The 26,358-nt window shown below is 49.4% G+C and carries 27 protein-coding genes, 3 tRNA genes, 1 rRNA gene and 1 other RNA gene; 29 read left to right on the top strand and 3 right to left on the bottom strand.

Translation table 11 applies throughout. The features are described 5' to 3' along the window. From rrf to EV210_RS22185, 3 genes are all read left to right on the top strand, one after another. Positions 1-94: ribosomal RNA gene (gene rrf, locus EV210_RS22195) — 5S ribosomal RNA — on the top strand; the annotation flags it as partial. Between the two features lie 2 nt (positions 95-96). Further along, positions 97-172: transfer RNA gene (locus EV210_RS22190), tRNA-Trp, on the top strand. Positions 173-186: 14 nt separating this feature from the next. Then, a tRNA-Arg gene (locus EV210_RS22185) sits at positions 187-263 on the top strand. A gap of 110 nt (positions 264-373) precedes the next feature. Here the strand turns inward: EV210_RS22185 and EV210_RS22180 are convergent. From EV210_RS22180 to EV210_RS22170, 3 genes are all read right to left on the bottom strand, one after another. Beyond that, entirely contained in the window at positions 374-1,540 is a 1,167-nt protein-coding gene (locus EV210_RS22180) for a tyrosine-type recombinase/integrase (RefSeq protein WP_132083767.1), read from the bottom strand. A gap of 326 nt (positions 1,541-1,866) precedes the next feature. Beyond that, positions 1,867-2,487 carry a LysE family translocator gene (locus EV210_RS22175; RefSeq protein WP_132083765.1) on the bottom strand — a complete coding sequence of 207 codons (621 nt, stop codon included), beginning with the start codon at positions 2,485-2,487 and terminating at the stop codon, positions 1,867-1,869. Positions 2,488-2,610: 123 nt separating this feature from the next. Further along, a complete protein-coding gene (locus EV210_RS22170) occupies positions 2,611-2,958 on the bottom strand; it encodes a helix-turn-helix domain-containing protein (RefSeq protein ID WP_132083763.1) in 348 nt (115 codons plus the stop codon). Positions 2,959-3,128: 170 nt separating this feature from the next. Between EV210_RS22170 and EV210_RS22165 the strand changes: the two genes are divergently transcribed. The 26 genes from EV210_RS22165 (at position 3,129) to EV210_RS22045 (ending at position 25,823) form a co-directional block, all read left to right on the top strand. Beyond that, positions 3,129-3,365 carry a helix-turn-helix domain-containing protein gene (locus tag EV210_RS22165; RefSeq protein ID WP_132083761.1) on the top strand — a complete coding sequence of 79 codons (237 nt, stop codon included), beginning with the start codon at positions 3,129-3,131 and terminating at the stop codon, positions 3,363-3,365. Between the two features lie 145 nt (positions 3,366-3,510). Beyond that, positions 3,511-3,780 carry a hypothetical protein gene (locus tag EV210_RS22160; protein WP_132083759.1) on the top strand — a complete coding sequence of 90 codons (270 nt, stop codon included), beginning with the start codon at positions 3,511-3,513 and terminating at the stop codon, positions 3,778-3,780. A 148-nt stretch (positions 3,781-3,928) separates the two neighbouring features. Next, entirely contained in the window at positions 3,929-4,255 is a 327-nt protein-coding gene (locus EV210_RS22155) for a single-stranded DNA-binding protein (protein WP_132083757.1), read from the top strand. A gap of 18 nt (positions 4,256-4,273) precedes the next feature. Further along, a complete protein-coding gene (locus tag EV210_RS22150) occupies positions 4,274-4,816 on the top strand; it encodes an N-acetylmuramoyl-L-alanine amidase family protein (protein WP_132083755.1) in 543 nt (180 codons plus the stop codon). Positions 4,817-5,007: 191 nt separating this feature from the next. Beyond that, on the top strand, positions 5,008-5,229 hold the full coding sequence (locus tag EV210_RS22145; protein WP_132083753.1) for a DUF1659 domain-containing protein: 222 nt from the start codon (positions 5,008-5,010) through the stop codon (positions 5,227-5,229). Between the two features lie 36 nt (positions 5,230-5,265). After that, positions 5,266-5,490: a DUF2922 domain-containing protein gene (locus tag EV210_RS22140; protein ID WP_243650678.1), complete on the top strand. Its 225-nt coding sequence runs from the start codon at positions 5,266-5,268 to the stop codon at positions 5,488-5,490. 20 nt (positions 5,491-5,510) lie between these two features. Further along, entirely contained in the window at positions 5,511-5,672 is a 162-nt protein-coding gene (locus tag EV210_RS22135; RefSeq protein ID WP_094606770.1) for a YvrJ family protein, read from the top strand. Beyond that, a complete protein-coding gene (locus EV210_RS22815) occupies positions 5,665-5,802 on the top strand; it encodes a hypothetical protein (protein WP_165898996.1) in 138 nt (45 codons plus the stop codon). Before EV210_RS22135 ends, EV210_RS22815 begins: the two co-directional genes overlap by 8 nt. Then, complete coding sequence (locus tag EV210_RS22810) at positions 5,799-5,942, top strand: hypothetical protein (RefSeq protein ID WP_165898995.1); 144 nt, start codon at positions 5,799-5,801, stop codon at positions 5,940-5,942. Before EV210_RS22815 ends, EV210_RS22810 begins: the two co-directional genes overlap by 4 nt. A gap of 28 nt (positions 5,943-5,970) precedes the next feature. Further along, the gene (locus EV210_RS22130; protein ID WP_132083751.1) at positions 5,971-6,210 is read left to right on the top strand and encodes a hypothetical protein; all 240 of its coding nucleotides are present in this window, start codon (positions 5,971-5,973) and stop codon (positions 6,208-6,210) included. A 790-nt stretch (positions 6,211-7,000) separates the two neighbouring features. Further along, positions 7,001-7,078, top strand: coding sequence for a putative holin-like toxin (locus tag EV210_RS23400; RefSeq protein WP_341539063.1), 78 nt, complete (start codon positions 7,001-7,003; stop codon positions 7,076-7,078). Between the two features lie 658 nt (positions 7,079-7,736). Next, positions 7,737-7,955, top strand: coding sequence for a SymE family type I addiction module toxin (locus tag EV210_RS22115; protein ID WP_132083749.1), 219 nt, complete (start codon positions 7,737-7,739; stop codon positions 7,953-7,955). After that, positions 7,942-8,163, top strand: a complete 222-nt coding sequence (locus EV210_RS22110) for a hypothetical protein (protein ID WP_132083747.1) — start codon at positions 7,942-7,944, stop codon at positions 8,161-8,163. The genes EV210_RS22115 and EV210_RS22110 overlap by 14 nt, the downstream gene beginning before the upstream one ends. 148 nt (positions 8,164-8,311) lie before the next feature. Next, positions 8,312-8,518: a hypothetical protein gene (locus EV210_RS22105; protein ID WP_132083745.1), complete on the top strand. Its 207-nt coding sequence runs from the start codon at positions 8,312-8,314 to the stop codon at positions 8,516-8,518. A gap of 250 nt (positions 8,519-8,768) precedes the next feature. Continuing rightward, a complete protein-coding gene (locus EV210_RS22100) occupies positions 8,769-10,820 on the top strand; it encodes a hypothetical protein (protein ID WP_132083743.1) in 2,052 nt (683 codons plus the stop codon). Further along, entirely contained in the window at positions 10,817-11,806 is a 990-nt protein-coding gene (locus EV210_RS22095) for a hypothetical protein (RefSeq protein ID WP_132083741.1), read from the top strand. Before EV210_RS22100 ends, EV210_RS22095 begins: the two co-directional genes overlap by 4 nt. Continuing rightward, complete coding sequence (locus EV210_RS22090) at positions 11,803-17,535, top strand: DEAD/DEAH box helicase (protein ID WP_132083739.1); 5,733 nt, start codon at positions 11,803-11,805, stop codon at positions 17,533-17,535. The genes EV210_RS22095 and EV210_RS22090 overlap by 4 nt, the downstream gene beginning before the upstream one ends. 217 nt (positions 17,536-17,752) lie before the next feature. Continuing rightward, complete coding sequence (locus EV210_RS22085) at positions 17,753-19,144, top strand: DNA cytosine methyltransferase (RefSeq protein WP_132083737.1); 1,392 nt, start codon at positions 17,753-17,755, stop codon at positions 19,142-19,144. 31 nt (positions 19,145-19,175) lie between these two features. Further along, positions 19,176-19,622 (top strand): very short patch repair endonuclease, encoded by a 447-nt coding sequence (locus EV210_RS22080; protein ID WP_132083735.1) that lies wholly within the window; start codon positions 19,176-19,178, stop codon positions 19,620-19,622. Further along, on the top strand, positions 19,612-20,781 hold the full coding sequence (locus EV210_RS22075; RefSeq protein ID WP_207900809.1) for a restriction endonuclease: 1,170 nt from the start codon (positions 19,612-19,614) through the stop codon (positions 20,779-20,781). Before EV210_RS22080 ends, EV210_RS22075 begins: the two co-directional genes overlap by 11 nt. Before the next feature lie 165 nt (positions 20,782-20,946). Continuing rightward, entirely contained in the window at positions 20,947-21,882 is a 936-nt protein-coding gene (locus EV210_RS22070) for a Kiwa anti-phage protein KwaB-like domain-containing protein (protein ID WP_132083731.1), read from the top strand. A 58-nt stretch (positions 21,883-21,940) separates the two neighbouring features. After that, complete coding sequence (locus tag EV210_RS22065) at positions 21,941-22,471, top strand: hypothetical protein (RefSeq protein WP_132083729.1); 531 nt, start codon at positions 21,941-21,943, stop codon at positions 22,469-22,471. 734 nt (positions 22,472-23,205) lie between these two features. After that, on the top strand, positions 23,206-23,895 hold the full coding sequence (locus EV210_RS22060; RefSeq protein WP_132083728.1) for a response regulator transcription factor: 690 nt from the start codon (positions 23,206-23,208) through the stop codon (positions 23,893-23,895). Next, positions 23,876-25,162 carry a sensor histidine kinase gene (locus EV210_RS22055; RefSeq protein WP_132083726.1) on the top strand — a complete coding sequence of 429 codons (1,287 nt, stop codon included), beginning with the start codon at positions 23,876-23,878 and terminating at the stop codon, positions 25,160-25,162. Before EV210_RS22060 ends, EV210_RS22055 begins: the two co-directional genes overlap by 20 nt. 209 nt (positions 25,163-25,371) lie before the next feature. After that, positions 25,372-25,706: RNase P RNA component class B (rnpB, locus tag EV210_RS22050), an RNA gene on the top strand. 26 nt (positions 25,707-25,732) lie between these two features. Beyond that, positions 25,733-25,823: transfer RNA gene (locus EV210_RS22045), tRNA-Ser, on the top strand. Positions 25,824-26,358: the final 535 nt, after the last annotated feature.

The following is a 26,358-nucleotide window of genomic DNA, read 5'->3' as shown; positions in this document are numbered from 1 at the left end:
TCCACCCGTTCCCATCCCGAACACGGTAGTTAAGCCCATATACGCCGAAAGTACTTGGCTGGAAACGGCCTGGGAGGATAGGGAGTCGCTGATTATAGGGGTATAGCTCAATTGGTAGAGTAGCGGTCTCCAAAACCGTTGGTTGAGGGTTCAAGTCCTTCTGCCCCTGCCAGTTCTCAACTTTATGACTCCGTAGCTCAGCTGGATAGAGCGTTTGACTACGAATCAAAAGGTCGCAGGTTCGAATCCTGCCGGGGTCGCCATAGATATCTCAAAGGTTTTACGATACTTTCGTAAAGCCTTTTTTGTCGTTTTCATAGCAGTTTTACAACAACCGTACAACAACGCGGCTGTAACTGCATTTTCTGTCATGCTAATTAAGTGGTGTTTCATGATTGTTCGGAGCGGCCGGAAAAGAAGAATTGAGCCATGAGGCAATTTGTTCCTGGCCGCCGGATATCCTGTGAGTATAGACATTGAGCAGCATCTGTGTGGTGCTGTGGCCCAGACGGTACTGGGCGTCCTTAATGCTGGCGCCGTTTGCCGAGAGGCGGCTGGCATGATCGTGGCGCAGTTTATGAAAGGTAAGCGTAAGCCCTGCCGCCTGGGCGGTGAGTTTGAACCGCTGGGACCATTTTTTCGGGTCCTGGATTCTGCCGTTGTCGTCGGGAAAGACCAGGTTGTTTTTCTGCCAGGTCCGGCCCCTGGACTTGATCGTGATGTTCTGCCGTTCCTGGTGCAGCCGGATTTCCTGCATCGTCACTTCCGGCAGGGGCAGCACCCGCCGGCGGGCGTCGGTTTTGGTATCGTCCAGTTTCAGTCCCTTGTCGGTGATAATGGCGGCCCGCTGGATACTGACGGTGTCGTTGCTGAAATTAAAGTCTATCCACTTTAATCCCAGCAGTTCGGAGCGGGTGATGCCGGTGGCCCATTCGAGGGACAGGACGGTATACATTTCGGGATCGGCTTTGGCGGCCGCGAAGAGGCGTGCCCATTCCTGGGTGGTCAGCGGTGTGAATTCGGTGCGCCGCTTCCTGGGCAGGGTTACGCTTTTGAAAGGCAGCCGGTGCAGGAGCTCTTCGTTAAACGCTTTGTTCAGGGCAATGCGCAGAATGGCGAAGGCCAGTTCGGCCAGACGCGGACTGCCGCCATGGTCCCGGATGTAATTGATCATGTACTGGATGTCGATGCCCCGGAGCTTCTGCAGCTTGATCGCACCGAGATGGGGCAGGATGTGAGTGGTGACGATGGAGCGGTAGCCCATAAAGGTATTTTCCCGGACGCTGGCCCTGGCATAGATGTTCAGCCATTTTTCCACCCACTCGCCGACGGTGACTTTGTCGGCGTCGATGTAGACCGGTCCTCTGCTTTGTTCGATCAGGGCATCTTTTTTCTGCTGGACTTCTGCTTTGGTTTTGCCGTAGCAGTATTTGCGAATGGATTTGCCGGTTGCGGCGTCCCGTCCGATTGTGACGGCCGCCATCCACAGGCCGTTGCTGTGGCGGCAAATGGTTCCCTCGCCGTTGGCCCGTTTGGCCATGAGCACACACCACCTTTGGTAATGTCGGTGGCAGGGCTGCTGTGCAACTGTTGTTGTATAACCCACTGCCACCGCATGCGGTAAGCAATGAATTACAGGCACAGCCTAGGCCATGATAACGGCGGCTTGATGTCTGGAAGTGCCGGCCGTTTCCTGGCAGTCCTGCCGGCGGCAGAAGCTGCCGCTGCGGGTTTGTTCCATATCCACACACCTCCTTTGCTGGCGATTGCTCCGGGTTCCGTCAGGGCCTGTCCCTACGGCGGCGTCCCGGAGGCACGCAGGCGGTTGGCCTCATGCGCCATGTTCACACACCATCCTTTGTTTTCCTAGCTTTTTTCAGCAGCGAGCAGCTTGGCTCCCAACAGGAGATAGATGCTGCCGCAAACTTTGTTCATCACATTCGTCTTTTCACGCAGCAGCGTGGTGACCTTGGCGGAAAAATAGACTACGCCCAGCAGCCAGAGGGCACCGGTGACGATGAAGGTTAAGCCTAAGATTAAAAAGGGGATGATCCCGTAACTGTTCTGTGGATCAATAAACTGCGGCAGGAACGAGAGAAAGAACAGCGCTACTTTGGGATTGAGGACATCGATGATTAAGCCCTGCCAGAAGGTATCTTTGGGCGACATGGCCGCTTGCGCCGGTGCAGCCGCCAGCGTATCCTTCGCCAGCAGCATGGTAAGGCCGAGATAGCCAAGGTAGACGGCGCCCGCTATTTTGACCATCATAAAAACCACTGCCGATTGTGCCAGAATAACGGATAAGCCGAGGGCGGCCAGTACGGTATGGATGACGCAGCCGGCACTGGTGCCGAGCACCGAGTACATCCCTGTCCTGCGCCCCTGGGCAATGCTCCGGCTTAACACGTAGATCGTATCAGACCCCGGTGTCATATTCAGGATGATGGAAGCAGCCAGGAACATTTCATAATGAATGATGCCAAACATACAAATCCCTCCGTAATGTAACCTTATTGATGATGCAGATCAGCACAGGCGGCCGCCACTCCGGGCCGCCTTTTTTATTTGCGGCGCTTGCCGCCGGGATAGAGGATCTTTCTGATCCACCGGTCAACCAGGGACAACTTTGTCTTTGTCTTCGGCCTTTAAGGCGGCCACGATCTTTTCGATAACAGCCCGTTCAGAGGGTGGCAGGGCGGCAATGTCTTTGGCCAGGCCGGTCACGTCGGCCGGCAGGGACAGGACCCCGGCATCCACGCCCAGCAGGTGGTCGGTCGAGACTTTTAAGATGACGGCCAGACGGGCGAGCGTTTCCGCGTCCGGTTCGGTGCGGCCCCGCTCCCAGCCGGCCACGGTGGACTGATTGCCTGCCCCGATGAGTTCGGCCAGGGTGGCCTGGGACATATAGAGGCGTTCGCGGGCGGCCCGCAGGCGCGCCCCAAGTTCGGTATTAGCCATTGTTATCACACACCATTTACGTTTATTTGCACACACTAAAAAAGAACCGTTACCCACATTGTAAAGCGTATATTGCGAATTGTAAATATAAAAGTGTTAAATGTATTGTAAAAAGGAAAATATTGCCCTATAATTATGACATAATGCAATATAAAAATTGCAAATCAATAATGGGAGGGATCTGTATGAGTACAGGTAAGCTGGTGGTAACGGTGAAGGAGTTTGCGGCGATGACCGGCATCGGTCAGAACCGGGTGCGGGAGTTTTGCTATCTGCCGGATTTTCCGGCATCCAAGGAAGGGAACCGGTTTATCATTCATGTGGAGGCCGCCAATGAGTGGCTGCGGCGGCGGACCAGTGCCAAGACGGGAGTGGCCATGGCCGGGCTGAAGCGCATTCTGCCGTGAGCCCGCGGCACCGGAGCGGGGCTGCCCAGTATGACCGGTGGAAGTGGGCGGGGCCATGAATTATATTGTCGAGCTCAATCATTTTTATGCGGCTCTGTTAACGCGGCCGCTGTCGAGTGAGGCCCAGGCGCTGTGGAGCGTGCTGATGCATTTGTTCAACCGGGCCGGCTGGCCGCCCCGCCTGACGGTGGCCGGCAGCACGCTCTTAGGCTTTTTGGGCTACAGCTATACGACGCTGTCGCGGGCCAGGGCGGAGCTGGTGGCAGCCGGGCTGCTCATTCATACGCCCCGTCCCGGCCGATCGGCGCCGTCGTATGAGCTGCAGACGTTTGTCGGCAAGATTGTGGATAAATCTGTTGATAACCCTGTGGATAAGCCGCGGCTGGCTTTGGTAAAGCCTTTTTGCCAACCATAGTGGTTGGCAAGTGGGTTGGCAAAAGGTGTTTGTCAACCATTATGGTTGGCAACCCGGTTACATTATATAAACATAAACTTTTTAATAAACGTAAACCAATAATAGTAGTAGGGGCTGTGACTATGTGGACAACGAGGGAGAGGGAGGCATGAACAAGGTCTTTTTGGTGGGCAGGCTGTCGCCCGAACTGGATATGCGCTACACACTAAACGGCAAGGCGGTCTGCTCGTTTTCACTGACGGTAGCCTATAAAACCAGGCTGCGGGAGGAGCAGGAAGTCATTGACTGCGTGGCCTGGGATACGGTGGCCGAGCTGATCGGCGAGCTGGGCCAGGGTGGACGGCGGGCCGCGATTGAAGGGCGGCTGCACACCCGGCAGCTGGAGGGCGGTGATGGTCAGCGCCGGAAGGTGACGGAGGTAGTGGTCCGGGATGTGGAGTTTCTGGACAGGCCGGGAAACGTTTGTTCGAATTAGCGTTGGGAGGAGAGGGGAATGAAGATTATCATTGATCCCGGTCATTCGGGGCCGGTGGAACCGGGAGCCTGCGCGGGCGGCGTAAAAGAGTGTGATGTGGTACTAGCGATTGCCCGGCTGCTGGCCGGGCAGCTGGAGGAGGCTGGGCATGACATAGGCCTGACCCGGACGGGGGATATTGCCACCGATGACTTGACCTTCCGGGCTGGAGTGGCTAATGCTGCCGGGGCGGATGTGTTTGTCAGCATCCATGCCAATAGCGCAGCGAGTACCGCCGCTCACGGCACGGAGGTGTACCATTATCCGGGCAGCGTGACGGGCAGGCGGCTGGCCCTTTGCCTGCAGGCCTATCTGGTGGCGGAACTGGGGACGGCCGACCGGGGCGTGAAGGCCGCTAACTTTCAGGTGCTCCGGGAGACGGACTGCCCGGCGGTGCTGGTGGAGGTGGCCTTTCTCTCCCATGCTGGGGAGCGGCAGCTGTTAACCGGGTATGCCGGACAGCTGGCGGCCGCCGTGGCGCTGGCCGAGGGATTGCAGGCGTATTTTGCCGACCGGAGATAGCGAAAGATTTTTTCTTTACAATAATCCGTTTTGTATATATAATAATTACAAAATGAATTATGCGCTCCTGGAACGGGCGAACGACGGTGATCGGCGCGGCACTAACCGCGCTTGTCATACATCCGTTCCAGGCGTAAAGGGCACACCTCTCCGGGGTGTGCCTTTTGCGTGGGAAGAAAGGAGGCGTAAGAATGGCTGTGACAAACATTCCCCAGGGCACGACGCTGGCGCTCAAGCTGCAAAAGGGCGTTTCGGGCACCGGCAGCCCCGTCTACGCGACCCGCAACTATGCCTGCAAGGCGGCAGCCGCCGATCAGGACCTGTACGATGTGGCGCTGGGGCTGGTCAGCCTGCAGCTGTATCCGGTGACGGATATCGCCAGGGTCAATACGTCGGTGCTGGTCAATATGTAACGCCCGGACAGGGTAAAGGAAAGGAGGAGGTACGTTGTGGCTGATACGACCACAAGAACGCTGGAAATGGTGTTCAAAACGGAAGGCGGCAAGGAAGTGACGGTGGCGGTGAAGGACCCGAAGGAGGGCCTGGCGCTGGCCGAGGTGCAGACGGTGATGGAGAACATCATTGCAAAAAATATTTTCACTACAACCAGCGGTGATCTGGTGTCGGTGGTGGAAGCGCAGATCCGCCAGCTGGCAATCACCGAACTGGCTTAGCAAAAGGGAGGCCGCACACAATGGAAGAACTGGCCCGCCTGACGGCAACATATGGTTTCCCTATGGTAGTGGCCTTTTTCCTGCTGGTCAGGCTGGAAAAGCGCCTGACTGAGCTGACGGGTGCAATCAATAAGATGTGTTACTATGTCGAAAGGATGGAGGGCACGAAAAGTCATGATTAAGACGGTGTACGGCCCGCCGCCGGCGGATGCCGAACGGATCGAGGCGGTGGAGGCGGAAGGCGAGAACTGCATCCGCGAGGACGCAGGCGGGAAGGGCCCGGCTAAGACCGGACAGGGACAGCCGGTATGAAAGCGGAGGACTGGCTGGCTACGGTAAATGCCGTGCTGGAGGCATTGCCGGACAGCTTTGAAAAAGAGCATGCTAACCGGCTGCAAACCATCCTCGATATGCTGGGGCTGATCCTGCTGATTCAGAGGATGACCCGGTAAGAAAACAGCTGCACGCCCGGTGGTGGGTGTGCAGCTGTTTTGTGTTAAGGCCGAGGACCGCTCCGCATCCCTGCGGGCGGCGCTGCAGACGCTGGCGCGTTCTTCCGCCTGCCGTCCTCGGGCTGCTCCGCTCAGTGGCAAAAAGACGGCTGCCGCTCTATGTCCGGCCGTCCGCTCCTTGCGGCGTTCCGCTGGCGCTGCACTCTCCTCATCCGCTCCCGTCCGGCCACCGCTGGCGCTTAGAGCCGCAGCCTGCCGGGAGGCATAGCGAGCCGGGCAGGGGGCTGCAGACCGGAGCACTCCTTGTCACTCGCGCCCGGACTGCGGGGAACGTCGGCTGGCCCTGCACGCTGCGCAGGGCCTCGGCAGGCCACTCCGGCCGGACCGGCCGGAACACCACCGGCCGACCCAGCCGGGCGCCCTGCCGACCGCCGGGAACGGAAAAACAAAGCAACCAACCGCTACGCCGGGCCACCTGATGCCACTCGCCTGGCCGGGTGGCGGGCAAGCCGTTCGTGTCCTGCCGTGGCCGCGCCCGTCCCGCCCCGTGGACACGAAAAACATGTGTCCACTCTCCGTCCTCCCTTCCCCCCGAGCCCCCCATCCCTCCTGAATGGCGTTGCCGTCCAAGCTGTGGGCCGCAATTGAAATTCGAGGGGAAGGGAGGACTCCGGGCGCCCTGCGGGAAGGACTACCCCCCAAACCCCCCGCTAAGGAGCGGCCAAATCAATTGGGGGGTACGCGGCCACGGCAGGCCCCTTCACTAGCCGGGAGGCAAGAGGACGGCGGCGGCACCAGACGGCCCGGCTCCGCTCCAGGGGACCCACCCCTTGATCCCCTCCCGACCGAATAAACGGGAGGGGGAAAGGACGGGCCTGCCGGCAGCGAGGGAACCGCGAACTGCGCGGCGGGAAAATAAAAAGCCGCCTTCGTTTGAAAGGCGGCAGTGTGAAAGCAATTCATAGAATTTTCTCTTTTCAGCCTGGAAGATTATGCTATAATAAGCGTAACAGGCTGTCGGGGAACGGTTGGCCACTTCCTTCCAGGAAGGGGGTGGTATGGTGTCAACATTTGAGGCAATGTACTTAATGGTCGCATTCGCAACACTTGTTGTGCTCATCATAAAACAGAAATAACCGCTCCCACGCCATGGTTTGCGGTTATTTCTCAATAACGTAATCCGGGCTAACCGTTCGGTTAGACAGTCTGTCGGGCTGGCGTGTGTCGAGCACGTCAGTCCTTTTCTTATATTATACCCATAGATTGTAAAATATGCAATCAGTCAATAAAAAATCCTGATTCACTTGTCCTGCTTTACTTGCAATTCACTCAGAAAGGGCTATAATTAGAAATAGGTGGAAATTAAAGAGTCGCCGTGACCTGAAAGTGCTGGAACACTTCCAGGCCCGCGCAGGTAAACACACTACCTACACGTAACAGCGAGCTGTCCACGCCGACATTTCTATTATACAATGCCAACCGTTTGAAAACAAGCGAGGCGCGGGTATAGTGGGATGTGGGGAGCAGGCTGTGCGACTTCACGCAGCAGATGACTCAGCCTATTCCTGATCCCATCAACGGAAAGGCAAGTGTTCGCGTACATATTTTACTAACTGCTTTTCTGTTGACTACCGGATTCCGGTTTATTGGGTTGGGCTTTAGCAAACGACGAAGCAAAGCGCATGTGTAGGGTAAAAACCTCGCATGCGCTTTTTAATTTCCCCCTATAAAAAGCAATAGCAGGGCCGGCCAAGCAGAAGGATCTTGCTGTAGCTTGCGATAGGGGGTATAGATTTGTCCGGTGAAAGGGAACGTTCACGCATTCTGACTGTCTACTATACATACCTCAATCAGGGGAAAGACAGGCGGCCGCTTATCCGGCTGCAGGGTAAATGGCTCCAGGAGCTTGGTTTTTCAAGCGGGGCAAAGATCGAAGTAACCGAAAGCAATGGCGGTCTGTTCATTAAGGCCCGGCGGATAGACGCGGGAGAAGACAGTCATGCTGGCCATTGAACAGGTCAGAAAGAAGATAAAACGTGGCAAAGGGTTATGGGGCCGTCTGGTGACCAGCCCTGACGGCTCTGAATGGATATGGATGCAACTGACACCGGCTGCGCTGAAATACTACCAGGAACGGGTGACCTGTTACGGCTTCATCCCGGATGAAGGAATTGGGGCTTTAGGTGCGGCAAGGACCGTATTCAGGAAAAAACGGTACTAGGCCGTCCCGCCGCCGCTCTTCTCATGGTATCACACCGGTCAAGGCTGCGCCTGCTCCGCTTTCGCTGCGCCCCTCCGGGTGACACGGTGTGCCGCTCCGAGGTGAGGGCGGCGGGAGAGCCGCTGCTGACGAGTGGAGGTGCAGCGGTATGTGGGACGAGATCGTAAGAGGGTGGCGGGTAGAGGTCGCACTGTGGGTTTGCTACTGGAACGCACTGGACCGGAAGGACCAGGCGAGTGTCCGGTACTGTGCCGATCACAGCTTGCTGCTGTCTGTGTTCTGGATGGTGGTGCTGGTCGGCGGGGTAATGACGCTGGGGATGGTTGTTCAGTTTTTGCAGGGAGGCTGCCGGTGAATGCTGGCGGCTTTTTTTGTTTGCTCATTCTGCAAATTAACAAAGGAGAAAAAATTACATATTATCACATTTTATTATAGGATTTCCTTTTTTAATTAGCGAATTAAAGAAAATTATAATATTTCTGGCAGAATCGTGTGTTATTCCTATATAAAAGTGATTCGGGAACCGGTGACTGAGGATTCTTGACATATAAGTTATAGCCAGTTACTGGATTGATTTTTTAATGTGAAGTTTTTTGAGCAACGTTGTGAAAATTCATAGTAAAGAAGGGCTGGCGGTGGATTATCAACAATGGAATACCTGCTTGAGAGATTATTTTTTCAATCCTGATGCAGCAGGTAAAGAGGTTGTACTTTTTGCAGACAGACCATTAATTAACAGGCTGGGTGCCCGGCATGGAGCGGATGTTGATGATTTTATCCGGGCTGTAACCGACGGAACACAGGGAACAGGCTGGAATAGCGTATGTCAGAATGCGTACAGGAAATTTAAAGATTGGCGGGATAGTTGGGGGCGGCCACAATACATTGGCTATCTGGTTTTTTTTGTCCTGGCGGCTGGCCAGGACGGGGACTATTCCGTCAATGCCTATTACCCCAGGCTTAACAAATTACTGGGCTTGCCGGTAAATTCCGGGTCTCCGGCATCCTTTAACAGGATGTATCAGTTGTGGGAGGATCTTGAGGTCTGGAGCAAGTCGGATATGATGGAAACACTGGGAAGGTTTACTGCCCGGGTCAGAGGAAGATGGATCCATGTAGGGCTACCCTTGTCGCAAACCCTTCTGACTGCAGAGGAGAAGTCAAGCTTACCCTCTTTTTACGCATCGAGCGGCTTTGATCCCACATCACCGCCTTCCGGGCTTTTGCTGGGCAGACGGATGCTGGCTGAGCCGGGCCTTTTGCATGCAAGAACCAGACGTATCCTGCAAAAGCAGGAGGACGGCATGCATCATTTAAAAGACTCATTGATTGAGTATGTTCTTGCGGATCTCAGTGAATGGGACGGTAGTACGGGAACTGTTGGCTCCGGTACGGAAAATTCAGGTGGGCGGGTTTATGGAGCACTGCGTATAGGCCTCCATTATGATCCCGTTTCCTGGATTGTTAAAACCACTGTACGGTTTAAAACCAACAGGGATTTACCGGAAGAAGAAATGCTTTTTATCCGCCTCCGGGATAAATCTTTCTGGAAGTGTAATAATTCCATTCAGTCATGGACAACGGAGTTTTCCTCGGTGGCTGATAAACGCCTGCTTGATGCAAGTCAATTGAATTGGTTACACGGGGAGGCGTTCTCAGACGAGGAGGGAAACTGGAAAGTCCAGCTAAAAGGGAGTTCGGTCCGGGTATTCATGGAAGGAATACGGGAGAAGCTTCCCCGGTGGATAGAAACTAACCGTATAGACAACAATGGCAAGTATCTTCTGGCATGTAGTGCTTCTCATGCAGATGATATCAGTTTGTGGGGAACTGAAAGCTGTGAAGTGTTCCGGTCTCTTTCCGTGGATGATGGATTGCCGGAAGGATGGCGGCTTTATGAATTAACGAATATACGGGAGTCCCATCCTGTAATAGATGTCCTGCAATTGCCGTCCATGCACTCTGTAACATTTTCAGGCGGATTAAGAACAGGGCGGGGGAATAAATTTTTTGCATTTGCCCCTCCTGAGGTTGTGGTAGAGGGTATTAGTGGTGATTATGAAGTTACTGTCTCGGGACAAAAAGCGGGTCGTACTGAGTCAGGGACATGGGTCCTGCCACCGGGGATGCCGTCAGGACAGCCCGTACAAGTGGAAGTTATTGCTGGGGATGCAGTGATAAAAACATCGTTTCAACTTGAGGAGCCTTCTATAGCCCCGGATTATACAAGTTTTAAGCGGGACCGTTACGGCAAAAAGATGGAGGTTGATGACAACTATTGTACTGTGTCTGGAGCAGATGTCCGGGGCGGTATTGTACAGGAATTTCCTGCTTATACGCCTGGATTGCCGACATACTTGTCACACCGGATAAAATTTCTCGGGACCGTTCCCGGTCAAATCGCTGAATGGCCTGGCAGGAGTATTCCCTTTGAGTGGCAGCCGGTCTGGGCTATAGCTAGGGTAAAGCGTGATAAATGGCAGGCTTATTATATCGGGGCAGTGCAGGAAATTAGTCATTCACCTGTTTTCCGGCGTGAATTGCACGAATGGAAGAAGTGGAAAAAAGCATTTACTTATCTGAATGTCTCTCCTCCCAGATTCGATCTGGCTACAGTGCTATGGCGGCATTACAAGGAGGGGGCGCGAAGATTATGAGTCGACTGCTTGATATTCTGACAACAAGAGGCAGCATTTCTTTCGGCGATTTTAATAAGTCTTTTGATTACTTGTATGGAAATCTCTGCAAAGAGAATGAAATCGGGATAAGACGTGCTCAAATTGCCCGTTTCCTGCAGGAGCTTGGTTACTGTGAATTTGATTATACGGGGCGGAAAGTGTATTGCAATAAGCCGGCGCTGGCTTTGTTGCCGGGCAGGGGAGCTTTTTCGGCAGTTCTGACCGGGGCAAGGTCTGAAGAGATGATTACCCGCTTAGCCCGTTTTCAGTTGGACAATAGGCAGGAAATGGATATGTATATCCAGCCCTGTATGTGTGAGAACATACCGATGCCGGATACAGTAAGAATCTCAGTCTTGAATCCGGAATTATTAGCTAAAGCGTGTGGTGTAATTGGTGCTGAGTACTTATGTGATATACCGGTTTCATGGAAGCTGCTGCATGCTTCCGCCGGTGTGAACGAATACGAGTCTAGCTTGAATATTCCGGTAGATAGCGATATTAACTGGGTTTGCCGGGTATTTTCCGTAGAGCATTTATGCTTTAAAAAAAATAATCCGCGGGAAGGCGGTCTTATAGAATTTACCAATCCGGTAAGTCAGCAGAAAATTTATATATGGAGCCGGGAAGGCCGCAGTCTGATCGCCGACCGGGAATGGGGACGCTTCCTGGCTTTAAAATACAGCAATGCCTCTGTGCTGCTTTATGACCGTAAGCATCAATTACTGGGAGTTCCCGCATACACGCCATTGCCAGGATTATTAGCCAGGGCTGCCGCTTTTTGTTCAGGAGCAGCTGCCCGGACACTTATTCTTCCGGTATGTGTTGCGGCAGTACCGGAAGGTATGCCGGTGGATGTCTATCCAGGGGTACCAGAGGAGATTGCGGCCCTGATTGCCGCGAAAACCGGCCAGGGACTGAGATCCTATAATTTTACAGTTAGCGAGGAGGGGGCAATTCAATGATTGATCCGGTGGGTTCATTTGATACAATACGGGATAATTTCATACTTTATGTAAAAACTGCCTTCGGGACCCGCTATCCTTCTATTGAAGAAGAGCGGGAGAAATTATTGCATACCGACAGGGTTTTGAGCCGGGAGCCGTACATTGAACCACTTCCCCGCTACTTGAGCAGCAATAAGAAAATTGAGAACCTGACTCTGGATGATGTACCGGGGATTACCCGGGAGGCACTGCAGGTATTCAAGGAATTATGCGGGTGCGGTTTAATCGGAGATTTTGCCCTGCATTATCATCAGCTCGAAATGCTGCAAAAGGCGGTTGCCGGCCGGAATTGCGTCATTACGGCCGGAACCGGGGCGGGTAAAACGGAGTCTTTTCTGATGCCTTTATTTGCGCAACTAGCCAGGGAGGTTAAATGCTGGACTGCGCCCGGGCCGGCACCGGCCCGTCTTGATGACTGGTGGAAGAGCCGGGAATGGATTGATTCCTGCCATACAGGTAACCGGTTGACAACAAGCTACCGTGTTTCCCAGCGGAGGCATGAAACCCGCCCGGCAGCTGTACGGGCCTTACTGGTATATCCTATGAATGCGCTGGTTGAGGACCAGCTGACCCGTTTGAGAAAAGCCCTGGATTCCGATGACGCCCGGGAATGGCTTGCTGCAAATGCCAACGGGAACCGGATCTATCTGGGGAGATATAACGGGGAGACACCTGTCCCTGGTCATGAAACAGGAGCAGATGGCCTTACACCTGATGAAAATAAGATAGACAAACTGGCAAAGAAACTGGCGCTGATGGATGAGACCGCAGCAGTAGCCTTGCAATACGCGAAGGATAATCCGGATAAAGAGGAAGCTGTTACCTTTTTCCCGCGACTGGATGGTGGCGAGATGCGGTCGCGCTGGGATATGCAGGAGGCTCCACCGGATATACTCATTACCAACTTTTCCATGCTGGGTATTATGCTGATGAGGGATGAAGACAAGGGGATTTTTGAGAAAACCAGGGCATGGTTGAATGCTGAAGAATTGCCGGTAAATCAGCGGGAAACGGCAAAAAGGGAACGGGTATTCCACCTGGTTGTGGATGAGTTGCATTTATACCGTGGTACTTCCGGGGCGGAAGTCGCTTATTTGCTACGGCTGTTGCTGCTGCGGCTCGGACTAGAACCAGGCCATCCGCAGTTACGGATTCTGGCATCCAGTGCTTCGCTTGAACCGGATGATGAAAAAAGCCATCAATTTCTACAGGATTTTTTTGGGCAGAATGATTTTGAAATCATACCGGGATATCCGGCTCCTGTCCGTGCAGTAAACGGCAGCCGGTTTCTGCCTCCGGATCCGTTTGTCCAGATTGCCGGCCACTATCCCGATATTCCGGACCGGGTTTATGACTATGCGATACAGCAGCTTGGCGGGAGCATTCCTCAAGAAGCTCCTAGAGTTGAATTATTGAAGCTGTTAAATAGTGAAGGTCTATATGCAGCGGAACGCTTACTGGAGGCTTGCCGTAAAGATGATAAAACCCGTGCAGTCTCTTTGAAAGAGTTTGCCGGACAAATTTTTGGTCCAACCGATGACTGGAGGAAGGCTGCGAGAGGCTTGCTAATTGTCCGGGGGATGTATGATGAAGCAGGCATAGAGACTTCGCTTCCTTCATTCCGGTTGCATTATTTCTTCCGGAATATTGAAGGGTTGTGGGCATCTATCCGTCCTGGACAGGAAAGGCCTGTAGGGAAATTATACCCTTCTTCCAGGATCGTTGATGAAGATTCAGATTCCAGAGTTCTGGAGATGCTTTACTGCGAGCATTGCGGTACAGTTTTCCTTGGAGGAAGCCGGCTGGAACTGTCAGATGGAACACTCGAATTACTAACGACAGAACCGGATATTGAAGGAATTCCGGATAAACAGGCAGCCCGCTTTGCCGAGCGGCGCCGGTACAATGAATATGCAGTTTTCTGGCCAATGGGCGAACAACCCTCTGCTGACAATATAAGGTGGAGGCAACCGGTAGTTAATGCTGTCCGCCAGAATACCGGGCAGTGGAAGCCGGATTCTCCCGCCCGGTGGGTGGAGGCCAGCTTAAGCAGTTTGACGGGGAAAGTTGAATGCACTCATGAACAGGCCGTGCAGAATCCAGAGCATTGGGTCAAAGGACTTTTATTTGAGATAGATGAAAATGATACGGAGTTACGGAAAAAACACCGTTCCTTGCCCTCGGTATGCCCGGCGTGTGCGGCTGATCACACCAAACGTAAACGGAAGTCCCCTGTACGCGGGTTCCGTACAGGTTTTGCAAAGGTGAGCCAGGTGTTTACCAAGGAGTTGTTTTATCAACTGCCCGGAAAGGCTAAACTGGTTATTTTTTCGGATAGCCGGGAGGATGCGGCACAGATTGCTAATGGCGTTGAGCGGAATCATTATAGTGAACTGGTAAGGGAAATTGTCCTGCATGAATTACAGGCACAGGTTCTAGGGGAACCGGAATTGCTGGAAAATATCGGGGATAACCAGCCAGTACGGGGACGGTATGCGCAGGAGTTTGCAAACAGGAATCCTGAACGGGAAGCTATGCTGAGGGAGGCCCTGGATTTGGAAAGAAATCCTGTGCCGGATAACGTAAGTAACGCGCAGGCAAAAATGCTCAGGCGGGGCCGGGATGAAGCGGTTCAGTTGCTGCAGGCTATCAGGCGGACAGGCAGGGAACGGCTAGTTCCACTGGCAGGCATAATGCCGGATAGCAGTACTTGCGGCAGGCTGGTTCAGCGCTTTCTGTCGCTAGGAGTAAATCCTGCCGGCAATGATCTGGATGTTCAAACATTTATATGGGATGGCCGGGAGCATCACTGGACAGCTCTATTTGACTTTAAAAAGCAGGACTGGCGGGAAGACTTGCCTACGGATGCCCAGGAAGCAAAGGACCGGATTATAAAGGCACTGCGGGAGGCAATTGCCGATTTATTCTTTGGGCGTCTCTATTTCGGGCTGGAGTCATCAGGTCTGGGATGGCCTGTGCTTAATGTTAAAGATGAAATAATAGCTGCCCGGGCAGGGGAGATTAGTGTTGCCCCTGAGAGTTTCAGGCAAGTTTGCGATTCTTTTGTCCGTAAACTGGGAGATACTTACCGCTATATTCCATCAGAATATGATAATGATATGCAGGACTATCTGGCTTATCCTATGATGCCGGCTTCCTTAAAAAAATATGTCCGTGCAGTAGCTGCTCATCTTCATATTAATGAGGACAGTCTGGGCGAAGCAATTTTTAGGATCTTTGGAGATTGCGGTCATTATAATGGAAAGCTGGTTACCCGTAACCTGCATGTCCGTGTAAGTGTTGGACAGGATCCTGTCTGGACATGTCCACGCTGTCACCGTCATCACTTGCACTTTTCTGCGGGAGTTTGTACTGGCTGTTGCGGATTATTGAATCGAAACGAGGATACAAATTGCGGTTCTGTATGGCCGGCAAACTATATTGCCAAACCGGTTGCCGCGGCGCGGCTGCCACTGCGTCTACATTGCGAGGAACTTTCCGCTCAGTCGGATGATCAGGGGGAGAGGCAGCGGCATTTCCGCGGGATTATAACTAATCAGACAGGTCAAAGCCGACAATATCATTCTAATGTTGACGAGATTGATGCCTTGAGTGTTACCACTACAATGGAGGTCGGGGTGGATATCGGCAGCTTGCAGGCTGTGCAACTGGCTAATATGCCACCAATGCGTTTTAATTATCAGCAGCGGGTCGGCCGTGCAGGCAGACGTAAACAGGCATTTGCCTCTGTGCTTACCTTGTGCCGCGGCCGGAGCCATGATGAGTTTTATTTCTCCTTCCCCGAAAAGATCACAGGAGATCCCCCGCCTGTTCCCTTTCTGACAATGGGACAGGAGCGGATTCAAAAGAGGATGATTGCCAAGGAATGCTTGCGGCGCGCCTTTCTGGCCGCTGGCTTACAGTGGTGGCATGGTCCTGTGCCGCCTGACACTCATGGTGAATTTGGGGTTGTGGTTTCTGACGGGGAAGGGCCTGGATGGGCTGAAAACCGGGAGGCTGTCGTTCGCTGGCTGACTACCCGGACCGGGGAGCAGGAGGAAGTTATTCTTGCTGTACTGGGAAGACGGGATGAGAGTATGTTGCAGTGGTTATCAGATGCAACTGACGGATTACCGGCCCGTATCCAGAAAGCAGTGGATGCAGCGGAACTGGCAGGAAAAGGATTGGCTGAGAGGCTGGCTGAAGGTGCGGTGCTACCCATGTACGGTATGCCAACCAGGACCCGGTTGCTCTATCACTATTTGAATAGTGACCAGGAGTCGACTATAGACCGTGATCTGGAGCTGGCAATTTCCGAGTTTGCCCCTGGGTCGCAAAAGACAAAGGATAAGGCGGTTCATACTGCTATTGGCTTTACCGGTCCTTTAATATGGAATCCGGGAAGAAAGAAATGGGTTCCTGCAGACGACCCCCTTCCTTACCGCCGGTGGATGTTACGCTGCCCTTCATGCGGTAAGACTTCTACGCTGGAACAGGAACCGGAGGAGGAAGTATGCCCGGAGTGCGGGTATGCCGCCGGAGCAGGAGGACAAAGAGTTAGCAAATATATAGTTGCTACGCCCCGGGCTTTCAGGACGGATTTAACACGGGGCAGTGATGCCCGGGATGATGCCGAGATCAGCGCTGGTTTTCCTTCTCTGCTTGTCGAGTCATCACCCATTATGCAGACTGAACATCTCGTAGGGTCGAATGCCCGGATACATCTTTCTGTAGACGGCAAGATCTGGCGTGTCAACGATAATGGTGGAATGTTATTCGAAGGTGTCCAACAGACTACACCGCCTCCAGGGGAGGGCCCCAGACTAGAAAATCAATGGATTGATACGCGTTATGCAACTCCACGCAGGGGGGCTGAAACGGAAAAAATCGCGCTGGGGGCAGGCAAGGTGACGGAAGTGCTGCATGTACAACCTGATCTGGTATCTCCGGGACTTAATCTACATCCTGGTCACTCGGACGGAGGTGTCCGGGGAGCGGTTTATTCAGCGGCATTCCTGCTGCGCCGGGTTTTGGCCGGTGAACTGGATATTGATCCTGATGAAATCGAAATAGCCAACATTACAGTAGAGGAACGGGCTCCTTCCGGGTCAGGAGTTGCCGATATGATTTTTAGTGACCGTCTCCCTAATGGAGCTGGTTTTGTAAGATATATGGCAGAAAACTTTGCCGGCATATTGAGAGGGACGTGCAATCCACTGCCTGATTCGTACGCGGGGAAGATTCTTGACCTGGAGCACGGCAAGTGCGATTCATCATGTTATGACTGCCTCAAGGTATACCGGAATATGCCTTATCATGGCTTACTGGACTGGAGGCTGGCGGTGTCTTATATCCGGGTTCTCGCCGATAGTTCTCATGTGGTTGGTTTGAATGGCTGCTTTGACTTTCCTGAATTACGGCAATGGCCGGAAATAGCAATAGCCTTGAGAAATAAATTTACTTCCTCTTTTAATTGCCAACCAGCAACTTTCGGCCAGCTACCGGGGTTTACAGTAGGGCGGAGAAGAAAGGTTATTATTGTGCATCCTTTATGGGATACCTGTAACCCGGAAGGGATACTGGCTGAAGCTACTGCAGCGGCAGGCGGGGAAGTGGAGTATATGGACACGTTTAATTTGCTCAGGCGTCCAGGAGAACGTCATATGTGGCTGGCTAGAAACAGGTGACTCTAATATCCGGAATCTGTAGTGCAACCGGGGTGCCTGCATTTTCTTGACAATGCCCGGGCCTTCCTCGAAAATATGAATGAGAGGATTATAGCCTGCAAGCCAGAGGTGCTGGCTTCTTACACCGCGGTCCTTAACGGGACGTTATGCGGTTCAATGTATATAAGAATATGTGATCCGGTAGAAAAATCTGTGGGGGCCGGAAGGGAGGGATGAAATGAAAGAAAGACCTGTGGCAATTGATTTTTTTGCCGGTGCGGGCGGCTTGAGTGAAGGCCTGCATATGGCAGGATGGGACGTTGCAGTTGCTGTTGAAAAGGATCCTTTTGCAGCCCGGAGTTATGAATTGAATCAAAGCATGACCAGACGGCGCAGGACAGCCGTACTTGTGGCTGATATTGAAAATATAGGGCGTCAGGAATTGAGCCAGGCACTCATGCAATCTCGGGGCAAGGCACTGACAGAAGTGGATTTAATCGCAGGGGGACCGCCTTGCCAGGGATTTTCCCATATAGGTTCCAGGGCATTGGATGATCCAAGGAACCGTCTTTTTTTTCATTTTGTCAGGATGATCAGTATTGTACGGCCTAAGGCGTTTATTGCAGAAAACGTCAAAGGTATACTGTCGTTTGCCGGGAGAAGGATCCCGGCCATATTAGAAATGATTTTTGACCGGCTCGGCTATGTGATTGCGTATGACGTACTTAACTCGATAGATTTTGGTGTTCCGCAAGACCGGCCGCGCGTTATCTTTTTTGGTATCAGGAAAGATTTAGCCGGGGGAATGGCAGAAACCGGCATACAGGTTCCTGCGGCTTGTATGCCCGAAGGGTTACGGCGGGAATTTGCCCCCGGGCGTATCATTACTGTTGGTGAAGCCTTGTCGGATTTGCCGCCGGGCAGGGGTATCGCGCTTGAACAGCGGATCTGGGCTGTTCAGGAGGAAAACGGGCAAAATCAAAATGATGATTATTGCGTTCAGTATCAGACCGCGCCGCAAAATTCGTATCAGCGTGTAATGCGGAAAAGATCCTGTATGGTTTTCGATCATCATACGAAGGGTATGTCTGAAGGGCGGTTGAATAAGGTACAGATGATTCCGGAAGGCAGTACTGCGGCTAGTGCTGGCAGGCAGAACGCCTGGCGCCGTCTCAACCGTTCGAGTTACTCCCATACCTTGCAGGCTCATATGGGGAAGGACTTAAAAGAGTTTATCCATCCTTCTATTCACCGGTGGATAACCGTAAGGGAAGCGGCCCGCTTACAGTCCTTCAGGGATGATTACCGGTTTTCAGGTGCGCAGAGCGTGCAACTAAGGCAGATTGGAAATGCTGTTCCACCGCATCTTGGGTGGGCAATCGGCCGGGCAATCGGTGAGCAACTGGGAGTATTCGAAGATGAGCAAATACCTTTAAGAGGCGTCAAAGTCAAACAAAAGGGATTGAATCTGGTAAATGTGGCGAAGGAATTATTACATGTACTGGAATATAAACAGGAAGCACATGCTGATGATGAAGTGATTGCGGATGTTCTGGAGAAAATTTTTAACTGTATGCTGGCCGAGGCCAGTGCAAATGAAGATACAGGGATGCCAACAGCGAAAGCTTGAATTTTAAGACTCTGTAAGCGGGATGATGTTTATGGATATCTGGAGCAGGGAAAAGCGTAGCGAAGTTATGGCTAAAATTAAATCGAAGGATACGAAACCGGAGAAGGCTGTAAGATCTTTATTGCATAGGATGGGGTACCGTTTCAGGATACACCGGAAAGACTTGCCTGGACGTCCTGACATTATCCTGCCGAAATACAGGGCGGTTATTTTTGTTCATGGGTGCTTCTGGCATTTGCATGAGGGGTGCCGGGACGGTACGGTACCTAAAACAGGAACAGGCAAGTGGCGTGAGAAGTTAGAGAATAATGTCGCCCGGGATAAACGGAACATCGGCCAGCTAGAAGAGCTCGGGTGGAGGGTATTGACCCTTTGGGAGTGTGAAATTGAAAAAAAGCCGGAGGAAATCAGGCAACGGCTTGAAGCATTTATCAATGAAGGAAGGAACTGCAATAAGGGTGGAAATAGTGAAACCTAAAGGACATGTTGCATTTGAAGACTTACGGTCTGCAGATCTGGTAATTGATGCAGTATATAAAGGCGGGAAGTCAGGAAACTTACGGGATGATGTTCTGAGTAAACTGTTGGGATGCGGGAATGCCGGAGGCTTCCGGTTCCTGGGAAAAGGACCGGATTATAAGCTTGTTGTGCTCTTTACTACGGATAATGACCCGGACTGGCCCGATTTACTGGATCCCCATACCGGGCTGTTTGTTTACTACGGTGATAATAAGTCCCCCGGCCATGATGCCGGTTCTAAAAAGGGGAATAAACTTCTTGAGACTATTTACAACCGGCTCCATGCCCAGACTGCTGAGCGGCGGTTGATTCCACCCGTGTTCGTGTTCTCGAGAGGCATTGAGGGCCATGATGTGGTATTCCGCGGATTGGCGGTACCGGGAGCTGAAGGAATGGGAACAGCTGAGGATCTTGTTGCCTTATGGAGAACTTCCGGTAGTAGCCGGTTTCAAAACTATAAAGCGGTGTTATCTATTCTGGATGTACCGGTTATACCACGGGCATGGATTAATGATATTCAGGCAGGTAACCCGTTAAGCAGGAACTGTCCTGCAGTATGGAAATCATGGTCTGAAGGTGGTGTTTACCGGACGCTTAAAAGCCCTAGAACGGTAGGATACCGATCAGAGGCGGAACAGGTTCCTTCTACAAGCGTAGAAAAGGAAATTATAAAAACAATATATGAGCATTTTCAAAGCCGGCCGCATGATTTTGAGCTGTGCGCCGCTGAGATTATCCAGCTGATGGACAAGCGTTTTGAGATTACAGAGATAACACGGAAATCTGTAGATGGCGGGCGGGATATTATCGGGAAGTATAATATAGGGGGCGCCGGCAATTCTATAAAAATTGATTTTGCAGTAGAGGCAAAATGTTATGCAATCAATAATAGTGTCGGGGTAAGGTATACTTCCAGGTTAATATCCCGGTTGCGTTATAGGCATTTCGGCATAGTAATAACTACTTCATATATAGCAGCCCAAGCCTATAAAGAAATAGTCGAGGATGGACATCCTGTCCTTGTTATAGCGGCCAGGGATATTGCAAGAATTATGCTTGAGGCAGGGATTAGCGGGGCTGGTGAAATGAAAAAGTGGCTGGAGGGTAAATTTCCATAGATGCATTAAAAAAAGAAGTTTTGTTTTCTTGTTAAGTTGTGAATTTCATTAAATACCATAATGCTGGATGATCTTTGCAAAAGCAGGCGTTTTTGTATATATGTTACAAGAAAGATCGTGAGATTAACGAATAAGTGCAGTAATAGAGTGAAATGAGGTGTCGAAGTGCCGAACATTAATGAAGTCATCACAGCAATAAATATGATAAAAAATAATTTGACGAGGATTAATTTATACTTTCTGGAAAAAAGATCATCAGGCGGGCAACCGGTATTCAAAAGCTATACTCCGCTAATTAATACTAGGTTAAATGCGGAATTGGGCAATGCTTGTCTTGATTATCTCAGTACTGTTTTGACGGGAAAGGAAATAGTGGACTTCGATCCTCTCTGCTATGCTGAAGATACTGTCGAAACTATAAATTCTGTAGAGATCCCATGTCTTACTCCCATGTTAGAGGCCATGCAAGCTGGCAGTACACAAATGTTGAATTTTGACCAAGTGAGTCCCTCAAAAACGATTGGATATTGCCTAACAATGACAGGTGATAGTGGTCAATCAATTTCTATTTTTAAAAAGTATTCGTATACTAAGGTTCTTCGGGGAACAAAGTGGAATATGTATTTTCATGAAGGTGCACTCACGAAATTTGAAGATAATGTAATCTCCATTGATGAGAGGGCAGATGCAATTCTATTTGATGGTTATATATATGTATTGAATCGATATTATTTTGAATCATTTTTTAGTTATACAGACTGTTATCATAGTGTACTGGAAAGTGCATTGGATGAATTGGAGAATCAGGATCTTATTGAAGGGTTCGAATTATTTAAAGCATCCTGTGTTGATAAAAATAAAATTGCTAAAAAGTTCACGAAAATTATGAAAGAGAACGGATTGCAGACATTTTTGGATAATATGGAGCGGATCCCGGACATAATTGATGAATATGATTTAAATATTACCTTTCGGGATAACAAGTTAATTTATGAAGATGAAACTAATTTGCCGGAGATATTAAAATTACTTTCCAATGATTTTGTATTAGCAGCCTTAGACGGACGACGATATGAATCTTTGAAGAAAAAGCCAATATGATACAAAGCCTATGTTCTTTTGTTTGTATTATTAGAATATAGCGAAGGAGGAGAGGAGCGTGTTAAGTCTTTTTAGTAAGATAGTCTTATTTGGACTTTCATATTCACCACTATTAATTGTGATTGCTATAGAGAATTATCCCTGTTGGAAGCCTGCAGTGCTGGCGGCTGGGGTAATTTGTTTGTTTTCATACTTTACGTGGCAGATACTCCAAAAGGTAAAACAATTTAATACGTATCCTCTTCGCATTGATGATGTAAAGATAGACAATCACGACGCTGTTACGAACTATCTTTTCATCTACGTAATACCTCTTCTAGGGCTAGATTTCTCCAATGCAAAAAATATTGCGGTGGTTATATTTCTTGTAATTTTAATAGGATATTTATATATAAAGAACGACATGATCTACATTAATCCAGTTTTAAATATATTATTTGGGTATAACATCTACTTAATATCGAGTGAAAGCAGAAAAGTGATTTTATTAAGTAGAAGAAAGAATGCAGATATGAACCGTATTCATTATTGTAATGCTTTTATGATTGCGGATAATCTATATCTAGAAGACCATCAGATAGTGAATTAAAAGGTGTTCGTATAGCTTGTGGATGTATCTGGTGGTTATGGTTTGATGCGTAATATGAAAATGTGATATGGCTCATTCTGGGCGTTTAGGTTAAAAAATAAGACCCGCCAAAATGTGACGGGTATCACAGATTATAAGAATGTATTTTTATAGAGGACCATTACGGGACTTTGCAAGTCTTATAAAATAATGTTATTGCGATTCGGGCAGTTCTTACTTATATAAGTTTTGGTAGAACTTATGATGTTAGCTATGACTAACATACAACAATTGTACAACATTGCCGCTGAAAAGTTCCGTAACGGTCCGTGACGAAATATAACGACTTTCCATATCCGTGGCGTTTTGAAGCGTAATGTGGAGCCCTTGTACGACTACGAATCAAAAGGTCGCAGGTTCGAATCCTGCCGGGGTCGCCAAAGGTAAGAAGCATCACAGATTAATCTGTGATGCTTTTTTATTTTAAATAAGCTTTACCCGGCTTTTCATGTTAATTTCATATTTACTCGCTATAATGGAGTAGTTGTGTTGCTGGGAAATATGCTGCAATATGATACTATCTATTTCTGGGGAAATACTACGATAGACTACTTTACTGCTTTTCGGTAGTGGGCAAGAGGAGTTCCGGACAAGGAAACAGAATGCCTACTCTCTGAGTATACTGCTTAACTATTTTAATGTGGTTAACTGTTTTCCAATAGATCTACTAGAGTGGAAGTTGAAGGAGATTAAATATGAGAGTATTACTTGCTGAAGATGATACGAAGCTGGGCCGGTTGCTTAAGCATTTGCTGGAGAAAGCGGCATTACAGGTTGACTGGGTTACACGTGGTGACACCGCTATTGATTATGCCGTCCATGATCCGTATGATGTTATTATTCTGGATTGGATGATGCCGGGCGAAACAGGACTTGCGGTCTGTGAAAGCTTACGTAAGCAAGGTTATCAAGGGGCCATATTAATGCTCACGGCAAAAGATGATGTTAATGATCGTGTACTAGGACTGGACACAGGGGCGGATGATTATCTTGTTAAGCCTTTTGAGTTTGATGAACTGCTGGCAAGAGTGCGGGCGTTATCGCGGCGCAGCAATATAAAAATTAAGGAAGATGTTCTGCAGCTCGGCAGCTTGCTTTTAAATCGTACAACTCATACGCTGCATCAGTGTGGTACTGAAATACAATTAACCGTGAGAGAGTATCAGGTGTTGGATTTACTTATGCAAAACAGTGGACATGTCGTTCCGCGTGATGTTATTCTGGATCGAATTTGGGGGTTAGATGCATGCGTTTCATCCAATAATCTTGATGCATATATCCGCTTACTTCGTAAGAAGATCAACCTCACAGATGAAGTAGAAATTCAAAGTGTGCGAGGAATCGGTTATAAACTGGAGGCGCATCATGTTCTCGCAAATCCGTAACCGATTAACGCTGCTGTACCTTACTGTTATGACGGTTTTTCTGTTGTCCTTTATTGTTGTGAGTTATTCAGGGATTATTTGGGTTCTTCATCGTGAAGAACAGCAGGATATACAGTCTTTTGCCGATCAAGAAGCACGAGCTCATATTAGCACACTGCGAAATAATCTTGACCCAGCGTTAGTGGAAGATTCAAATGATGGGGAAAAAATCTTTTCGTATGTATTTGATACTACCGGACACTTAGTGTACAGTGAAGAACCTGCTGAGAAACTACGCCCAAAGGTGCTGGCAATTATGCAAAACTGGAAAGCAGCTGATGGCGAAGGGAAGATGCAGAAATTCTATCTTGATAATGATGAACGGGCTGTTATTATGATATGCAGCATGACCGTATATGATGGCCAAGAGGTTCTGGGCCGGGTTTTTGTCGGTGAAGATATTACTACTTATTATCAATTGCTGAAAAGTCTGCTGATTGTTCTGGTTATCGTTGCTATCTTGTTTATTCTTGCTGCAGCGGTTATTGGACATTTACTAGCAGGCCGCGCCATTGTACCGATTAGGCAGTCTTTTATGCGGCAGCGTGAATTTGTGGCAGATGCTTCTCATGAACTTCGTACTCCGTTAAGCATTCTTCTTACTTCGGTAGATGTGGTTCGGACTGATGATAATAACCGACTTTCAACCTTTTCGATGCAGGTACTGGATGACATGAAAAGCGAAGTCAAAAGAATGTCAAAGCTGGTAGGTGATTTATTAACACTGGCACGGGCTGATGCAGGCGTTAATAATATCGTTAAGGAAAAATTTGATTTAAATACGGTTACAAAGCAAGTTGTTCGATCCGTTCAACTGCTTGCTGACGAAAAAGGATTGAATTTACAGTTGAGCTTTGATAATACGCAAAGTAATTTTATTTTTGCTGATCGTGAACGAATTGGCCAACTGCTGTTAATTTTAATTGATAATGCATTAAAATATACACTGCCTGGTGGAACAGTAAATGTTCGTGTCGGGTATCTGGAAGGGCCAAGAAACAATATTAGTATAATAGTCGAGGATACAGGAGTCGGTATTTCTGCTGAGCATATAGGTTCAATATTTAATCGCTTTTATCGAGTCGATAAGGTACGGGCACATGAAGAAGAAAGCTCCGGGATTGGTTTAGCAATTGCAAAGTGGATCGTTGATGCCCATGGCGGAGTGATCAAGGTAAAAAGCATTCCAGGCGAGGGCAGTTCATTTATTGTTCATTTGCCGGTTTGACCGATTCGATAAACTCGCTAGTATAGATTTGCTAATTTAGATTCAGTAGGTTATAATGGTCTGGTATTATTTTATATCGCAGGATCGTTTACTTGTACTCCTGTATTATGGTAATATATACAAGTTGACCTAAAACTATTTTTGCGATATACTATTATTCTCGATAGAGATATTATCTATCAAAACAAAATACTATCTTTATACTTTTTGTGTTCGAGGCAACGCGGCGATTCTTTGAAATCGTTGAGGAAAGTCCGGGCAGGCACAGGCTGAAATGCTTGTAGTGATTGTGTGTGAGCTAATAACTCACAGGGGAGTACAGCAGTACTTTCACGGCGGTGAAATTGGCTCTCGTAGTCGAGAATAACCCGAAGGTGCCACAGAAACGATATGGTCCGGCGACGGGCCAGTGCAAACGGTAAACCCCACAAGCCTGAAACCCAAATTATGGTAGGGGAACTCTTTCGAAGGAACTGAACTTAGAAAGAGCAGTATTCCAATACTGAGACAGATGTTGCTTTAGAAACAGAACCCGGCTTATGAGACACAAAAAGTATGAATAGTAATTTTGGAGTGGTACTCAAGCGGCTGAAGAGGACGGTTTGCTAAATCGTTAGGGGGTGTAAGCCCCGCCAGGGTTCAAATCCCTGCCACTCCGCCACAAAAAGAACTATTGACTCGTTCAATAGTTCTTTTTTTTATTTCTGCAAATTTCCAATAGTTAGACTATTGCATTAATTGCTGTTTCGTGATAATATTTAATTAGGCACCATCCTTATAGCGACTTTGATATTGCAAAAGGTACAGGGAGTTTCGTTCCGGTTATTGCAAAGTGTTTCAAGTCAGAAGGGTAGTGTATTTTTCTTTCTCCAGAGGTTCATGAAAAGTTGCCTATCATAAGTGCTATCTGATTAGTTTGTTTGAAAATGAGGTTGTTGAGGATTATCATAAGTAAAGCGCAGCTATAAGGATGGATGCTATGATAGGAGAAGGATAATACCTTCTCCTAATTACTTTTTTATTTCTAATTTTACCATTTGACATAAATGTCGAATAGTGTTATTATAAGTGAGTCGCCAAAACGGCGGGTAAATTCTACCAAAAAAAACATGTTGACAGAACAAAACAGTTATGTTAACATAAATAAGCTGTCACCGCGACAAGCGATGACAACGAAAACAAAGTGTTCCTTGAAA

This window comes from Anaerospora hongkongensis (assembly GCF_004339805.1).
GTDB classification, from domain to species: Bacteria; Bacillota; Negativicutes; order Sporomusales; family DSM-15969; genus Anaerospora; species Anaerospora hongkongensis.
This window is presented reverse-complemented; position numbering and strand designations above follow the sequence as displayed.

Bases quoted from the DNA above. Each gene is read 5' to 3' on its own strand.
- EV210_RS22180 (WP_132083767.1), bottom strand. From the start codon at position 1,540: ATGGCCAAACGGGCCAACGGCGAGGGAACCATTTGCCGCCACAGCAAC.
- EV210_RS22175 (WP_132083765.1), bottom strand. From the start codon at position 2,487: ATGTTTGGCATCATTCATTATGAAATGTTCCTGGCTGCTTCCATCATC.
- EV210_RS22170 (WP_132083763.1), bottom strand. From the start codon at position 2,958: ATGGCTAATACCGAACTTGGGGCGCGCCTGCGGGCCGCCCGCGAACGC.
- EV210_RS22165 (WP_132083761.1), top strand. From the start codon at position 3,129: ATGGGAGGGATCTGTATGAGTACAGGTAAGCTGGTGGTAACGGTGAAG.
- EV210_RS22160 (WP_132083759.1), top strand. From the start codon at position 3,511: ATGCATTTGTTCAACCGGGCCGGCTGGCCGCCCCGCCTGACGGTGGCC.
- EV210_RS22155 (WP_132083757.1), top strand. From the start codon at position 3,929: ATGAACAAGGTCTTTTTGGTGGGCAGGCTGTCGCCCGAACTGGATATG.
- EV210_RS22150 (WP_132083755.1), top strand. From the start codon at position 4,274: ATGAAGATTATCATTGATCCCGGTCATTCGGGGCCGGTGGAACCGGGA.
- EV210_RS22145 (WP_132083753.1), top strand. From the start codon at position 5,008: ATGGCTGTGACAAACATTCCCCAGGGCACGACGCTGGCGCTCAAGCTG.
- EV210_RS22135 (WP_094606770.1), top strand. From the start codon at position 5,511: ATGGAAGAACTGGCCCGCCTGACGGCAACATATGGTTTCCCTATGGTA.
- EV210_RS22815 (WP_165898996.1), top strand. From the start codon at position 5,665: ATGATTAAGACGGTGTACGGCCCGCCGCCGGCGGATGCCGAACGGATC.
- EV210_RS22810 (WP_165898995.1), top strand. From the start codon at position 5,799: ATGAAAGCGGAGGACTGGCTGGCTACGGTAAATGCCGTGCTGGAGGCA.
- EV210_RS23400 (WP_341539063.1), top strand. From the start codon at position 7,001: ATGGTGTCAACATTTGAGGCAATGTACTTAATGGTCGCATTCGCAACA.
- EV210_RS22110 (WP_132083747.1), top strand. From the start codon at position 7,942: ATGCTGGCCATTGAACAGGTCAGAAAGAAGATAAAACGTGGCAAAGGG.
- EV210_RS22105 (WP_132083745.1), top strand. From the start codon at position 8,312: ATGTGGGACGAGATCGTAAGAGGGTGGCGGGTAGAGGTCGCACTGTGG.
- EV210_RS22095 (WP_132083741.1), top strand. From the start codon at position 10,817: ATGAGTCGACTGCTTGATATTCTGACAACAAGAGGCAGCATTTCTTTC.
- EV210_RS22090 (WP_132083739.1), top strand. From the start codon at position 11,803: ATGATTGATCCGGTGGGTTCATTTGATACAATACGGGATAATTTCATA.
- EV210_RS22085 (WP_132083737.1), top strand. From the start codon at position 17,753: ATGAAAGAAAGACCTGTGGCAATTGATTTTTTTGCCGGTGCGGGCGGC.
- EV210_RS22080 (WP_132083735.1), top strand. From the start codon at position 19,176: ATGGATATCTGGAGCAGGGAAAAGCGTAGCGAAGTTATGGCTAAAATT.
- EV210_RS22060 (WP_132083728.1), top strand. From the start codon at position 23,206: ATGAGAGTATTACTTGCTGAAGATGATACGAAGCTGGGCCGGTTGCTT.
- EV210_RS22055 (WP_132083726.1), top strand. From the start codon at position 23,876: ATGTTCTCGCAAATCCGTAACCGATTAACGCTGCTGTACCTTACTGTT.